This is a genomic window from Azospirillum formosense, assembly GCF_013340925.1.
Lineage (GTDB): Bacteria > Pseudomonadota > Alphaproteobacteria > Azospirillales > Azospirillaceae > Azospirillum > Azospirillum formosense.
Genome location: NZ_WHOR01000138.1, coordinates 1 through 14865 on the forward strand (window position 1 = coordinate 1; position 14865 = coordinate 14865).

6 protein-coding genes are annotated in these 14865 nt (G+C 72.3%); all 6 read right to left on the minus strand.

Translation table 11 applies throughout. The annotated features are described in order from the left end of the window. A partial coding sequence (locus GBZ26_RS17685; RefSeq protein WP_174439957.1) for a YcjF family protein occupies nucleotides 1–603 on the minus strand: 603 nt, incomplete at its 3' end. A gap of 202 nt (nucleotides 604–805) precedes the next feature. Continuing rightward, the gene (locus tag GBZ26_RS17690) at nucleotides 806–1558 is read right to left on the minus strand and encodes a thioesterase II family protein (RefSeq protein WP_211104811.1); all 753 of its coding nucleotides are present in this window, start codon (nucleotides 1556–1558) and stop codon (nucleotides 806–808) included. Further along, nucleotides 1558–3210 carry a cyclic peptide export ABC transporter gene (locus tag GBZ26_RS17695; RefSeq protein WP_174439959.1) on the minus strand — a complete coding sequence of 551 codons (1653 nt, stop codon included), beginning with the start codon at nucleotides 3208–3210 and terminating at the stop codon, nucleotides 1558–1560. Before GBZ26_RS17695 ends, GBZ26_RS17690 begins: the two co-directional genes overlap by 1 nt. Beyond that, entirely contained in the window at nucleotides 3207–4856 is a 1650-nt protein-coding gene (locus GBZ26_RS17700; RefSeq protein WP_174439960.1) for an ATP-binding cassette domain-containing protein, read from the minus strand. The genes GBZ26_RS17695 and GBZ26_RS17700 overlap by 4 nt, the downstream gene beginning before the upstream one ends. Beyond that, nucleotides 4853–5866: a TauD/TfdA family dioxygenase gene (locus tag GBZ26_RS17705; RefSeq protein ID WP_174439961.1), complete on the minus strand. Its 1014-nt coding sequence runs from the start codon at nucleotides 5864–5866 to the stop codon at nucleotides 4853–4855. Before GBZ26_RS17705 ends, GBZ26_RS17700 begins: the two co-directional genes overlap by 4 nt. Then, the gene (locus tag GBZ26_RS17710; protein WP_174439962.1) at nucleotides 5863–14850 is read right to left on the minus strand and encodes a non-ribosomal peptide synthetase; all 8988 of its coding nucleotides are present in this window, start codon (nucleotides 14848–14850) and stop codon (nucleotides 5863–5865) included. Before GBZ26_RS17710 ends, GBZ26_RS17705 begins: the two co-directional genes overlap by 4 nt. Nucleotides 14851–14865 lie beyond the last annotated feature (15 nt).

The window sequence follows — 14865 nt, forward strand, 5'->3', positions numbered from 1 at the left end:
GGCTTCCTCGAACTTCTCGCGGAAATAGGTCTTCACCTTTTCCGGCTGGAAGGTCAGGAAGGTGCCGCCCGACGCGAAGTGCTGCTGGAAGACCTTGCCCAGCGCGTAGGTGAAGGCGCTGTTGAAGGCCGGCTGGGTGGCGAGCCGCGTCACCGTGCCGATCACCGGCACCGACCGCAGGGCCATGTTGAACGCCATGGAGCCGAGCAGGCCGCCGGCCAGGGTGGTCGGGGCGACCGTGGCGAACAGCGTGCCGACCGCGGAGCGGCCGATGTCGCCGCGGAAGTCGACGCCGTGCAGCTCCGACAGCTCCTTGAGCAGGCGGAGCTGGACGACGGCGAGCGCCGCGGTGTCCACGAAGTTCAGCGGGATGACGCCCGCCGCGGCGGACAGCAGCACATGCTTGCGGATGATCTCGGCCGCCTGCGCCTCGGTGGAGACCGGAGCGGCGGGCGTGGAGTCCGGAGCGGCTTCGGAGGTGCTGGCAGTCTCGGGGGCGGTTTCGGTGGCGGCCGTCACGGCCTCCGGAGCCGGGGTGGAGGCAGGGGCGGCGGCCGTTTCCGGCTTCGCCTTGCCGCCCGGTGTTTCCTTCTCACTGACCATGCTGTGGTGCTCCAAAAAGGGACGTTGTCGAGAGAAAATCAGCAATGAACGCCGCGCATCCGATGGTCCGCGGCGACAGTCGGCCCCGCAGGGCCGGCCCGCTCCGAAAACGCCGCCGGTGGTTTCCGGCGGCACCGTCATATGGGCTAACGAATGTGGTTGTTTTCGTCAAAGGATTTGCCATCAAAAGGAATATCAATGCTCAGTGGGTGTTTCGTGAACCCTCCCCCAACAGATGCCGGACAATCAGAGCGCGCTGTTCGTGCAGGAAGAAATGGCCGCCGGGAAGCGTGCGCCTTGTGAAGCCTGCCCCAGCCAACCGTTCCCACCCGGCGACCTCCTCCACCGTGGCCTCCGCATCCTCCGCCCCGGCGATGGCCAGGATCGGCACCGGAAGCGGCGGGGGATCAGGTTCGAGGAAGGCGTCGGACATGGCGAAGTCGGCCCGCAGCATGGGCAGCATCAACTCCATCAGGTCGTCGCAGGCCAGCACCTCGGGCGGGGTGCCGCCCAGCGCGGCGAGGCGGGCGCGGAAGGCCGCATCGTCCAGGCCATCGACGGGTGGCCGCCGCGACGGACGGTGCGGCGCCCGGCGCCCCGACACGGCCAGCAGGGCAGGCGGGCGACCATGCGCCGCCAGGGCGCGGGCGGTGGCGTAGGCCAGCGCCGCGCCCAGCGAGTGGCCGAACAGGATCAGCGGTCGGTCTCTCAGCGGCTCCAGCGCCGCCAGGAGGGCGGGTACGGCCTCCTCGACCCGGTGCAGCGGCGGCTCGCCGATGCGGCTCTCCCGTCCGGGCAGGCGCACCGCCAGCAGGTCCGTCTCCGGCCCGACGTCCAACGCCCAGTCGCGGAAGACGGCGGCGCCGGCCCCGGCGTAGGGGAAGCAGACCAAGGCGCGGCGCGACGCCGGAACCGGCCGGAAACCGTGCAGCCAGGGGGACAGGGGCAGGGCCATCACGCCGTCTCCAGCGCGAACAGGTGATGGTGGCCGTGGCCTTCCTCGATGCGGCCCTCGTTCATGTGATAGACGCGGTCGGCGAGGCCGAACCAGCGCTCGTCGTGGGTCACGCAGATGACGATCTTGCCCAGGGCCTTCAGCTCGGGCAGCAGCTCCTCGTAGAAGACGCGGCGGAAATGCGGGTCCTGGTCGGCCGCCCATTCGTCCAGCACGATGACCGGCTTGTCCTCCAACTGCGCGACCACGAGGGCGAGGCGCTTGCGCTGGCCGGTGGACAGGGCGACGGTGCTGAAGCCGCCATCCGCGACCGCCACCTTGTCCTGCATCTCCAGACGCTCCAGCAGGGCGCGGACGCGCGCCGGGTCGGGGTCGGCGACGCCGTAGAGGCGGCGCGACAGGTGGTAGTCGGAGAAGATCGCCGAGTTCATGTCGCGGTAACTCTGCATCCGCTCCGCCGGCACCGGCTCCCCATCGGCGAGTAACTGGCCGCCGCCCAACGGCATCAGCCCGGTCAGCAGGCGCAGCATGGTCGACTTGCCGGAGCCGTTGCCGCCGGTGACGAAGGTGATCTCCCCCGCCCGGAACTCCGCCGACAGCGGCCCGACCGCGAAGACCGGCGCGCCCGCATCGTCGTGATAGGCGAAGGTGGCGTCCTTGAGCGCGATGGTGCCGGGCGGGCCGGGCAGACGGTCGGCGCCCTCGTCCGGGGCACTGCCGGCGGCGGCGCGCAGCCGCTCCTCCATCGCTTCGATGTTGGACAGGGCCATCTCGGTCTGGGCGACCAGCGGGGTGACGAAGGAGACGGTGCTGACCGGCCCGACGATGAACAGGGCCGCCGTGGTCGCCGCCACCACCACCGCGTGATAGCCGGTGGTGAACAGCGGCACGACGAAGACCATCATGCCGATCAGCGTGTAGAACATCGCCTCGACCAGCGCGAAGTTGCGGCCCCACTGCTCCTTCATGTCGACGTTCACCGCCCGTGCTTGAGACGAGGCGTCGGCGAGGTCGCGGATCAGCCCGTCGCCGCGGCGGCGGTTCATTCGCACCTCCTTGAAGCCGCGCAGCAGATCGGTGAGCCCGTCGAAGACGCGCGACTCCGCCGCCGCCGCCTCCACCATGCTGCGGCGCAGGCGCTGCACCCGCGCGACCTTCACCGCCACGGCGATGCCGGCGAAGGCGAAGGCCATGACGCAGGCCAGCGGCGACAGCCAGGCCAGATAGACCGCCAGGAAGACCAGCATCACCGCCTGCTGCCCGCCGATCGCCAGAAGCGGCAGGGTCTGGGCCAGCGTCTGGGTGTCCTGGGTCAGCACGCCGTGCAGCGACGCCCGCCCGATGCGGTCCACGGTGACGAGGTCGGCGCGGCGCACCAGATCGAACAGGCGCAGCCGGATCTTGTGGATCAGCCGCTCGGCGTCCTGGGACGCGGTGACCAGCGCGTAATTGTGAGTCACCCCGAACAGGGTCACCGTGACGGCGTACATCACCAGAAGCCGCGGGCTGACGATGCCCTTGGCGGCGTCCTTGGCGGCGGCGTCGACCAGCCAGAGCAGCGCTGCGGTGGCGATCGCCGACAGGACGTTCATCAGGGCGAGCGTGCGCAGATTCTCCGGAAGCTCGCGCAGGACGATGGCGGCTAGCCTCATGCCACGCCCTCCGTCAGATGGGAGAGTTCGGTCAGGCGGCCCTCCTCCATGTGCAGGCGGCGGTCGGCGACGTCGAAGTAATGGTCGTCGTGGGTCACCGCCACGATGGTCAGGCCGCGCCGCTTCAGTTCCGGCACGACCTCCAGGTAGAACTTGAAGCGGAAATGCGGGTCCTGGTCGGCGGCCCATTCGTCGAGGATCAGGATCGGCGCCGTCTCCAGGATGGCGGCGACGAGGCCCAGCCGCTTGCGCTGCCCGGCGGACAGGTCGCGCCGTCCGAAGCGGTCGCCCTCCAGGGCCGTCACCCGCTCCATCTCCATCCAGCGCATCAGCTCGGCGGCCTCCACAGGGTTGAGGGCATTCTGGCCGTAGAGCCGGGCGAACAGGTGGAAGTCGGCGAAGACGGTCGCCATCAGCTCGCGGTAGGCGGCGATGCGCTGCGGCCCGACGGGCACGCCGTCCACGGTGATCCGCCCGCGCAGCGGGTGGTAGAGGCCGGTCAGCAGCTTGATGAAGGTCGATTTGCCCGACCCGTTGCCGCCGGTGACGAAGATCACCTCGCCGCGCCGGATGGTCAGGTCGAAGGGGCCGACCGCGAAGGGCGCTTCCCCCGGCGGGGCGGGGAAGGCGAACTCCACCCCCTCCATCCTCACCTCGCCGAAGTTGACGGGCACCGGCAGGGCGGGGCCGTCGCTCCCAGTCTCGGCCAATTCCGAAAGCTGGCCTTCCAGAGCCATCATGCGTCCGGCGGCGGCCTCCGCGGCGCTCATCACCGCCAGCGACTGCATCAGCCCGAAGACCGGGGCCGACATGAAGAAGATGGCGGCGGTGATCTTCACCAGCTCCGCCGAAATGGCGCTGGAGTAGGACGGCACGACGAAGACGACCACGCCCAGCATCAGGTTGAAGGCGCATTCGCCGAACACGAACTGCTGCCAGGTGTGCAGATGCACCGCGCCGCGGGCCGTGGTGGTGCGGCCGGACACGGTGGCGAAGGCGGTGTTGAGGTCGCGGCTGCGGGCGCTGTTCAGCCGCTGCTCCTTGAAGCCGTCGAACAGGTCAGACACGCCCTCGAACAGGGCGGCCTCCTCGGCCATCATGGCGCGCTGCCGCTCCTGCAGCGCGCGGCCCAGCCGGATGTAGAACCACGTCCCGGCGCCCAGCAGCCCGCCGATCAGCAGGAAGGCGACCGGCGAGATGGTGGCGATGTAGAGCAGGATCGTCCCGCTCAGCAGGACCGAGCGCACCGTCAGCGCCAGAAACTGCGAGTTCTGCGAGATGAGCTGGCTGCTCTGGGTCACGCTTTCGAACAGCGGGGTCTGGCCGAAGCGCTCCAGCTTCCACAGGTCGGCGCGGCGGATCTGGTCGAGCAGCCGCATGCGCAGGCTGTCCACCACCTCCTCCGCGTCCGCCGACAGGTGGGCGACCATGCGGCCTTCCAGGAGCATGTAGAGGAGGACGCTGGCGACGAAGGCGGCGGCCAGCGGCACGTTGACGAAATCGGCCTTCTCCGCGGCGATCTCCTCCGCCGCGCGGTTGACCAGGGCCAGCACCAGCGTGGAGAAGAGGGCCGAGCCCAGCGCATAGAGAACCAGCCGCCGCAGCGGCGCCGGTCCCAGCCGTCCCAGCAGGCGGAGGAGATTCATCGTGCCTGATCCTGCGGGGCGCCATCCTGCGGAGCGCCGTCGTCGATGCGGATGCGCAGCGCGTGGCGCTCCGGGTCGGCGAAGGCGCCGCGGCCGTGGAGCGCCTCGTGGTTGTTCATCGCCAGCAGGCTGTCGGACTCCATGAAGGTCTCCAGCCGCCGGTCCGGGTCGGCCAACTCCGCCTGGAGGATGGCGAGGGCGCGGCGGACGTCCGGCGTGTCATGCTCCGGCCGGGCGGCCAGCCCGCGGCGCAGCGTGTCGGTGCGGAAGCGGATGAGCGGACGATCGCCGAAGACGGTGGCGAAGGTCACTTCCACCGCGTCGCGCGATCCGGTGCGGGTGAAGGTGGCGGGGATGCGGAAGGGCAGCGCGGTTCGCGACAGCAGGTCCAGCGCCCAGCGCCCCTCGTCGCTGCCGGCCAGAGCCGCGCGGACGCAGCGGGCGTCGCGCAGGCTCGACCGCCCGCCGCCGCAGGCCGCCGCCTTGGCGAAATAGAGCAGCATGTAGCGTTCGGGGTTCGGGAAATACTGGGTGTCGGTGTGGAAGTCGGCCTCGTCGGCGTGCTCGGAGAAGGTGGAGGCGCTGCCCGCGCGCACCAGCTCGGGGCGGAGCTTGATGTCCCACACCACCTTGCGGTCGATCCGGTCGGTCGCGGTCGGCGCGCCGATGCACACCGCCAGCGCGTAGAGCAGGCGGCGCCGGGTGTCGAGGTCGTGGCGGCCGAGATGGGCGCGGCGGATCAGCACGCCGCTGTGGCTGGTCTCCAGCCGGTCGCGGATCGCCGTGGCCAAGGCGGACAGGCCGGGTGCCGCCTCCGCCAGTTCGCCGCGCAACTCAGCCTCCCGCCCGTCCGGGACGAGGGCGGCGTCGGTCTCCGTCCCGTGGCGGGCCGCCAGGACGGCCAGCACGCGCGCCGTCTCGGCATCGGGCAGCGGTTCCACGGTGAACTCCCCGGTGCGGAAGCCGAGATCCTGGACGTGGGTCAGCATGGTGGCTCCGGAGGCGTTCATCGGGAGAAGAGGTCCGCGGCGGCGCGCAGCATGTCGGCCTGCCCGGCGCGGGGAACCGGCGGCCAGCCGAAGCCCATGCGGCCGAGCAGCCCCTGCGTGCGTTCGGAGGTCAGCTCCTGCCGCCGGCCGCGCGCCTGGGGGGAGCGCCCGCTGTAGAGGCCGAAGGCCTCCAGCGTCTGGGCCAGCGCGCCGTCCATGTCCGGTTCGCCGATGGCGCGTTCCAGCCGGTCGAGCAGCGCGTCGAAGCCGACCGCCCGCACGGCGCCCGCCATCCCCGCCGCCGAGGTCACGAAATCGGCCAACGTGTCGCGGCGGTGGTTCTCCACATGGTGCGTCTCGTTGGCGAGGCCGGCGGCACCGGCCAGCAGAGCCACCGCGCGGGCCACGAGGTCGACGTGGCACAGCCAGACGTGCGAATCGTCGGGCACCACCCCCAGACGCACGAAGGCCGCCAGTTGCCGGAAGAAGGCATTGTCCCGCAGGTTCAACTGCAGCGGCCCGCCCTCCGCCGCGAAGACGACGTTGCCGACGCGGTGGATGCTGGCGTTGCGCAGATCGCCGCGCGCCGCCGTGACCAGCCGTTCCGCCTCCTGCTTGCTGCGGACGTAGTAGTTCTCGTCGAGCGTCTCCGGCACGGCGTCGTATTCGGTGACCAGTTTGAAGCCGTCCTCCGGCGCCTTGCCGGTGACCGACAGGGTGGAGATCAGGTGGAAGTCCGCCGGATCGCCGCGCCGCGCCGCGGCGAGGTCGAGGAGCCGGCGCGTCGCCTCGACGTTGTCGGCGTGGAACTCCGTGTAATGGCCGAAATGGTTGACGTTGGCGGCGCAGTGGAAGACCGCCCACACCCCCTCCGCCAGCGCGCCGTGCGCCGTGGGGGTGAGGTCCAGCCCGTCGCGGCGCAGGTCGCCGGCCCGCACGGTCAGGCGCGGATCGGCGATCAGCGCGGCACCGTTCACCGCCCCGAAATAGCCGGCCAGCACACGGCCGAGCCGGACGCGGGCGGCCCCGTCGTCGCCCCCGCGGACCAGGGCGGTCACCTTCCGCGCCGGGTCGGACAGAAGCTCCCGCAGCAGGTAGGCGCCGAGATAGCCGGTGGCGCCGGTCAGCAGCACCTCGCCGTAGTCGCGCCGCTGCGTCCCGTCGAAGGCGGCGTAGGCCGTGTTGCGCGCCTCGTAGGCCCGCTGCTGCTCGGCCAGCGCGCGGTCGCGGGCGGCGTCGAAGGCGGGCAGGGTCGCCTGATAGTCCTGCCAATGGGAGCGGACGGCAGCGATGACGCGGTGCAGATGGTCCGGCTGGGGACGCAGGCGCAGCGCGAAGTCCGCCAGCACCGGTGCTTCGTAGAGGTCGTTGATCCTGCAGGCAAATTCGCGGCGCAGGCGGTTGACCACGGCGATCGCCCGCAGGCTGTCGCCGCCCAGCTCGAAGAAGCCGGCCTCGCGCCCCGGAACGGGCCGCTGAAGCTGCTCCGCCCACAGCTCGGCCACGCGCTGTTCCACCGCGTTGCGCGGCGGGGTGTAAGCGCCGGAGGCCGCGCCTTCGGAGGGCGCGTGGTCGGCCAGCGCCTGCAGCAGGGCCTTGCGGTCCACCTTGCCGGCCACCGTCACCGGGATCGCCGGCACCCGGATCACCGCCGCCGGCACCATGTAGGCGGGCAGCGCCGTTGCCATATGGGCGGCCCAGGCGGCCTGCGTCGGTTCCGCGGCGTCGGGCGCGAGGCCGACGAAGGCCCACAGCGTTTGCGTGCCGCCCGGCGGCGTGTCCACCAGCGCCACCGCCTGCTGGACGCCGGGGTGGGCTTCCAGCCGGTGCTCGATCTCGCCCAGCTCCACGCGCTGGCCGCGCAGCTTCACCTGGCTGTCCGACCGGCCGAGGACTAGAAGCTCCCCGTTGGGCAACCAGCGGCCGAGGTCGCCGGTGCGGTAGCGGCGGCCCTGCGGCGTCTCCACAAAGGCGGCGGCGGTCAGGTCGGGCCGGTTCAGGTAGCCGATGGCCAGCCCCAGGCCGCTCAGCCAGACATGGCCGATGGCGCCGGGGGGCACCGGCTCCCCGTCCTCATCCAGGATGTGGATGGCGGTGTTGGGCAGCGGGCGCCCGGCGCTCATCCACGGCGAGTCCGGGCAAAGGATGCCGATGCTGGCCGCGGCGGTGTTCTCGGTCGGGCCGTAGCCGTTGATGTAGCGCAGCCGCGCCGCGTAGTGCAGGGCGTCGGCGGCGTTGGGCGGCTCGCCCACCGTCATCAGGATGCGCAGGGTCGGCAGGTCCGCCTGCTCGAACAGCCGCAGGTATGAGGGCGGCAGGGTGGCGGAGGTGACGCCCAGCCGCTCCATCCTGGCGCGCAGCCCGGCGGTGTCGTCCATCTCGGCGCGGCGGATCGGAACCAGCGCGCCGCCCGTCGCCCAGGTCATCACGCAATCGGAGATCCAGGCGTCGAAGGAGGGGGAGGAGCTGAGAAGCGTCCGCTCGTCCGGCTGGACGCCCATCATCCGCGCCATCGACAGGCCGAGGTTCAGCATCCCGCCATGATGCAGCACGACCCCCTTCGGCAGCCCGGTGGACCCCGAGGTGTGGATGATGTAGGCGGGATCGCCGGGACCGCTGCGTTCCCCGGCCTCCGGCTCATGGGCGTGGGCGGCACGGAACTCCTCGGACAGGGCTTCCGGGCGGAGGACCGCGTAACCGGCCTGCGCCAGCGCGTCGGGCAGGGGGTGGCCGTCCAGCGCCACGATCACGCGGATGGCGGCGTCGCGGGCGATGAAAGCCAACCGGTCCGCCGGCAGGTCGCGGGTCAGCGGCAGATAGGCGGCCCCGGCCTTCCAGATCGCCAGCACCGCTTCGGGCAGGGCGGGCGAGCGCTCCGTCAGGACTCCGACCGCATTGCCGGTCCGCACGCCCTGCGCCAGCAGCGCGTGGGCCAGCGCGTTGGCGCGGGCGTTCATCGCGGCGTAGCTGACCGCGCCGTCGTCGGTGATGAGGGCGGGGCGGTCCGGCTGCGAGCGCGCCAGCGCGGCGAACTGGTGGTGGAAGCAGGGAACCGGGTGCGGCATCGCCGGGCCGTGCTCCCACGCGGCGAGCCGTGTCTCCTCGTCCGGCAGCAGGGCGGGCAGCGGTTCGGCCGGCGCCCGCCTGGGATCGGCCAGCCGCCGCGCCCAGCCGGCCAGCGCCGCGGTCCAGGCCTGTGCGGTTTCCCGCTCGTAGAGGGCGGCGTTGGCGTAGAGCTGGAGGACCAACCCACCGTCCGCCTGCCCCTCATGCACCAGGACGAGGTCCTGGGTGGGAGCGCTGCGGCGCAGCTCGTACCGGATGCCGTTTCCATCGAAGGCATCGATGGCCGCGAAGCGAAGCCCGTCCCCGCTCGGGGCGGGCATCGCCGGATTTTCGGTCACCGCCAGATCGAACAGCGGGTGGCGGGCCGGATGATGCGCCTGCGGCTGGCTGCGGCGGAACTCCTGGTGGATGCGGGCGAAGGGATGGCGGCCATGGCGCAGCGCTTCCGCCAGACGGCTTTGCGTGGCCTTGACCGCTTGTTCCAGCGGTTCGCTCCGGTCCACGCTGAAGGGGACCGGCAGCATGTTGATGCAGTAGCCGACGACGCCCGCCTCCTCCGCCGTCTCGCGGGTGGAGGCGGCGGTGCCCATCAGGAACGCCGCCCGGCCGGTGCGGCGGCGCACCTCGCGCGCCATGATGGTCATCATCAGGGCGTGCAGGCTGGCGCCGTTGCGCCGGGCGAGGGCGCGCAACGCCTTCGCCACGTCCGGGGCGAGGCGGACGCGGTGGCAATGGCTTCCCTTGGCCGTCTCCGCGCTGCGCACCGGAGGACGGGGTTTGTCGAGCGGCCATTCCTCGAAGGCGGAGGGGTCGATCCCGGCGAGCAGGTTTTGCCAATGCTCCGCGTCCGCCTTGGCGGCCTGACTGGTGAGATAGCTTTCCTCCCTGGCGGCGGACCGGCCGAAGCCGGGTGCGCGGCCGGGCGGGGACACCCCGCGCAGCAATACGGCCAAGTCGCCGGCCAGCAGGCCGAGCGACAGGCCGTCGCCGATGGAATGGTGCAGGGCCAGCCAGAACAGGGCGCCGCTGCCGTCCGCCACCCGGACCAGCCCGGCCCGCCACAGCGGCGGAGCGGCCATGGCGAAGGGTTCGGTCTGGCGCGCCCGGATGAGGTCCAGCGCGGCGGCGCGGTCGGGCGCCGTCGAAATCTCCAGACCGGCGGACGCCGAGTGGACTGTCCGGCGGAGCGTGCCACCCTCGTCCTCCTGGAAGCCGGTGCGCAACGCCTCGTGCCGCTCGGTCAGGGTGGTCCAGGCGGCTTCCCAGCGGTCGTCGGACGGGGTGTCGCCCTCCACCGCGAGGGTCAGGGGGATGTTGAAGCCGCGGGTGTCCAGCCCGGCCTGCTCGGCCACCCAGAACTCCCGCTGGCCTTCGGTCGCGCGGTCGGATTCGGCGTCGGATGGGATATCCGCGGGAGTGGCGGCGGCGGCGAGGCGGGCGGCGAAGCCGCGCAGGGTCGGTTCGGTGAACAGGTCGCGGGCGGAAACCGGGCGCCCCAGCTCCGTTTCCAGCGCGTGGGCGACGGCGATGGCGAGCAGGCTGTGGCCGCCGAGCGCGAAGAAATTGTCGTCGCGCCAGACCGGGCCGCGGTCCAGCCGCTCCGCCCAGACGCGGGCGACGGTCTCCTCAAGCCGGCCTTGCGGCGGGACCTGCGCGCCTTGCGGGGCGTGGCCGGCGATCAGACCTTGCAGCGCCGCGCGGTCCACCTTGCCGGACGCCGTGACCGGCACCGTCTCCACCGCGATCAGCCCGGCCGGGATCATCACCGCGGGCAGCCGGTCGGCCAGCCAGCCGCGCCAGGACTCCTCGGCCGGCGCCGGTTTGCCGGGGACGGGGCGGACGAAGGCCCACAGGCTCTGCGCGGCGCCGGCCTTGCCCTGCACCAGGGCCACGGCCTGCGCGACGTCGGGGTGGCTCCCCAGCGCCTGCTCGATCTCGCCAAGTTCGATGCGGATGCCGTTCAGCTTCACCTGATCGTCGACGCGGCCCAGCACCTCCAGCTCGCCGTCGGCGCGCCAGCGCCCGAGGTCGCCGGAGCGGTAGAGCCGCCCGCGTCCCGTCCCGACGAAGGCCGCCGCCTCCTGCTCGGGGCGGTTCAGGTAGCCGCGGGCGAGGTTGGCGCCTCCCAGCCATATCTCCCCCACCGCCCCCGGCGGCACCGGGCGGCCCGCCGCGTCGCGGATGTGGACCGACGTGTTGGGCAGCGGGCGGCCTACGGGCAGGAAGCCCCGGTCCTCCGCGCCCAGCAGCCCCATGGCGCTGGTGATGGTGTTCTCGGTCGGGCCGTAGGCGTTGTAGTAGCGCAGCCGCCCGGCGTAGGCGCGGACGTCCGCCGCCAAGGGCGCCTCGCCCCCGGTCACCAGGATGCGCAGCGACGGCAGTTCCGCCCCGTCGAACAGGCGCAGATAGGTCGGGGTGAGGTCGGCGACGGTCACCCGCCGCTCCGCCAGGAAAGCGATCAAGCGGGCCGGCGCGCTCAGCACCTCATAGGGAACGGCGCAGAGCGCCGCCCCGGCGGCCAGCGGCACGCCGATGTCCGACAGCGACACGTCGAAGGACGGCGAGGCGAACATCAGCGTCCGGTCCTCGGCGGTCAGGCCGAAGGTTTCCACGGCGCCCAGCACCATGTTCACATAGGCACCGTGGCCGACCGGCGTGCCCTTGGGCCGACCGGTGGAGCCGGAGGTGTAGAGGATGTAGGCGGTGTCCTCCGGCCCCGTCGCGGCTTGCCGCCGGTGGGCGTGCGCCGTGCGGAAATCGGCGGAGAGATTCTCCGGACGCAGAAGCGGCAGGGCGGACAGCGCGTCGGGCACAGCGACGCCGTCCAGCGCCAGCAGCAGGGCCGCCCCGGCGTCCCCGGCCATGAAGGCCAGCCGCTCCGCCGGCAGGTCGGCGGCGAGCGGCAGATGGACCGCTCCGGCCTTCCACACGCCGAGCAGGGCGGCGGGCAGGTTGGGCGAGCGGCCGGTCAGCACGCCGACCACGGTGCCGCGCTCCGCCCCGCGCTCCCGCAGGGCGTGGGCGATGGCGTTGGCTTCGGCCTCCACGGCGCGGTAGGTCAGAACGCGGTCGGCGGCGATGACCGCCGGGCGTCCGCCCTGGCCGGTGCCGGGCCGGTCGATCAGCCGCTCGAACAGCGCGTGGAAGGGCAGCGACGGGCGTTCCACCGCCGGGCCGTGCTCCCACGCGGCGAGGGTGGCTTCCTCCTCCGGCAGAAGGGCGGGCGGCGTGATGTCGGCGCGGGCGTCGTCGTCCCCCAGCCAGCGCGCCCAGCCGGCCAGCGCCTTGAACCAGCGCTCGGCCGTGTCCTTGGCGTAGAGTGCCGCGTTGACGTGCCATTGCAGCAGCAGCCCGCCGTCGGCCAGCCCTTCATGGATCAGCACCATGTCCTGGCCCGGCGAATGGCCGGTGCGTTCATAGGCCAGCCCTTCGCCATCGGGGCGGACGAAACGCAGCGCGCCAGCGGCGGGGCCGGCTTGCGGGTTTTCCGTCACCGCGATGTCGAACAGCGGGTAGCGCGCCGGGTCGCGCTGCTGCGGGCGATCCGCCCAGAAGCCATGGCAGATCCGCGCGAAGGGCAGGCGGGCGTGCAGCAGCGCTCCGGTCAGGGCCGCCTGGGCGGCGCGCAGCTCCGCCCCGAAGGGGGTGTCGGCGGCGGGGCGGAGGGCCAGCGGCAACATGGTCACGCCGTAGCCGACGACCCGCGCATCCTCGGCGGTTTCCCGAATGTCGCCGGTGGTGCCGATGGTGAAGGCGCCGCGCCCGGTGCGCCGCCGAGCCTCGCGCGCCAGCAGGGTCAGCAGGACGGCGTGCAGGCTGGCCTCGTGCCGACGGGCAACGGCCTTCAGCCCTGCGGCGGTGGCCGGGTCCAACCGCAACTCGAAACGGTGGCTGCCGGGAGTGGCCCCAGCGGCGCGCGGCGTGTCGAGCGGCCAGTCGTCAAACGCCTCGGCGGGCAGAGCGGACAGCAGATCCCGCCAATGGGCCTCGTCCGTCGCGCGGTCCGGGCCGTCCAGATAACGCCGCTCGCGGGCGGCCATGGTGGCGTAGCGGGCAGGCGGAGAAGACAGGGACTCGCCTGCCAGCAACGCGGTCAGCTCCTCCAGCAGGATGCCGACCGAGCGTCCGTCGCCGATGGAATGGTGCAGCGCCATCCAGAACAGCGGCGCATCGCCGTCCGCCAGCGTCACCAGCCCGGCGCGCCACAGCGGCGCGGTCGCCATGGTGAAGGGCTGCCCTTGAAGGGTGCGGATGTGGGCCAGAGCCGCGGCGCGGTCGGGTTGACGCGACAGGTCCAGAACAGAGCCGATTGTCGGGGCGACGCGGCGGCGCAGGCGCCCTTCGGCATCCTCCGCAAAGCTCGTGCGCAGCGCCTCGTGCCGCTCGGCGAGTGACGTCCAGGCGTCCGACCAGCGGGCCGCGTCCGGCAACTCCCCCTCCACGGCGCGGATCACCGGGATGATGAAGGGCCGGGTGTCCAGCCCCGCCGCCTCGGCCACCCAAAACTCGCGCTCCCCTTCGGTGGCGAGGTCAGAGTCGTCCGCGTCGGCCTGCGGCGCTTCCGTGTCGCGCAATTCCGCCACCTTGCGGGCGAATCCGGCCAGGGTCGGAGCGGCGAACAATGCGCGCGCCGGGACGGCGATGCCCAGCTCCTGCGACAGCCGGTGAGCAATGGACACCGCGAGCAGGCTGTTGCCGCCGAGCGCGAAGAAGTTGTCGCCGCGCGCGATCTCCTCTCCCAGAAGACCGCCCCACAGGGCGGCGATGCGCTGTTCCAGTCCATCCCGCGGCGCCTGCCGCTCCGCCGTGGCGGCGTGGCCATGGGAATGGGCGAGGCGGAGCAGGGCTTCGCGGTCGATCTTGCCCGCCGGCGTCAGGGGGACACTGTCCAACTCCGTCACGCTGGCCGGCACCATGAAGGCGGGCAGACGGTCGGCCAGGAAGGCACGCCACGCCTCCTCGTCGGGCAGGGGGGCGCCATCCTTGGCGCGGACGAAGGCGCGCAGGGCCTTGGTGCCCTCCGCCACAGCGTCCACCAGGACGACGGCCTGTGCTGCGGCGGGGTGGGCCAACAGATCCTGCTCGATCTCGGCAAGCTCGACGCGCTGGCCGTGCAGCTTCACCTGGTGGTCGATGCGGCCGCACAGGATCAGTTGTCCCTCCGCCGACCAGCGTCCGAGGTCGCCGGTGCGGTAGAATCGGCCTTCCGCCGTCTCGACGAAGGCGCGGGCGGTCAGTTCCGGGTTGTTGAGATAGCCTCGGGCAAGGCCAATCCCGCCCAGCCACAGCTCCCCCGGCAGGCCCGGCGGAACCGGCGTGCCGTCCGGACGGCGCAGCGTGACCCGGCAATTGGGCAGCGGGCGCCCGGCGGGCACCGGCCGGCCGCGCCCGCTGTCCGGCAGGATGCGGCCCATGGAGGCGACGATGCTCGCCTCGGTGGGACCATAGGCGTTCCAGAAGGCCAGATCGGCCGCGTGGTGGCGGGCATCGTCGGCGTTCGGCGCCTCCCCGCCGGTCAGCAGGATGCGCAGGCCGCGGAACGGCTTCTCCTGGCTGATCCGCAGGTAGGAGGGAGCGTGGAAGGCTACGGTGACCCCCAACGCCTCATAGGAGTCCTTCAGCGCCCATGGATCGTCGCGCAGGTCCGGCGGCACGGGAACCAGCGCCATGCCATGCAGCAGCGCCAACCCGAGTTCCCACAGCGAGGCGTCGAAGCCCGGCGTCGCGGCCAGCGCCATACGGTCGTCCGCCAGAAGCCCGATCGTCTCCCCGGTCGCCAGCGCGGCGTTGATGAATCCGTCGTGCCGGACCGCGACGCCCTTCGGATGCCCGGTCGTGCCGGAGGTGTAGATGATGTAGGCAAGGTCGTCCGGCACGCCGGCCACGGCGGTCCGCTCGGCGGTCCCTTCAAGCCGTTCGGGGCGAATCAGCGTCGGCACGGCCTCGGCCAGGGC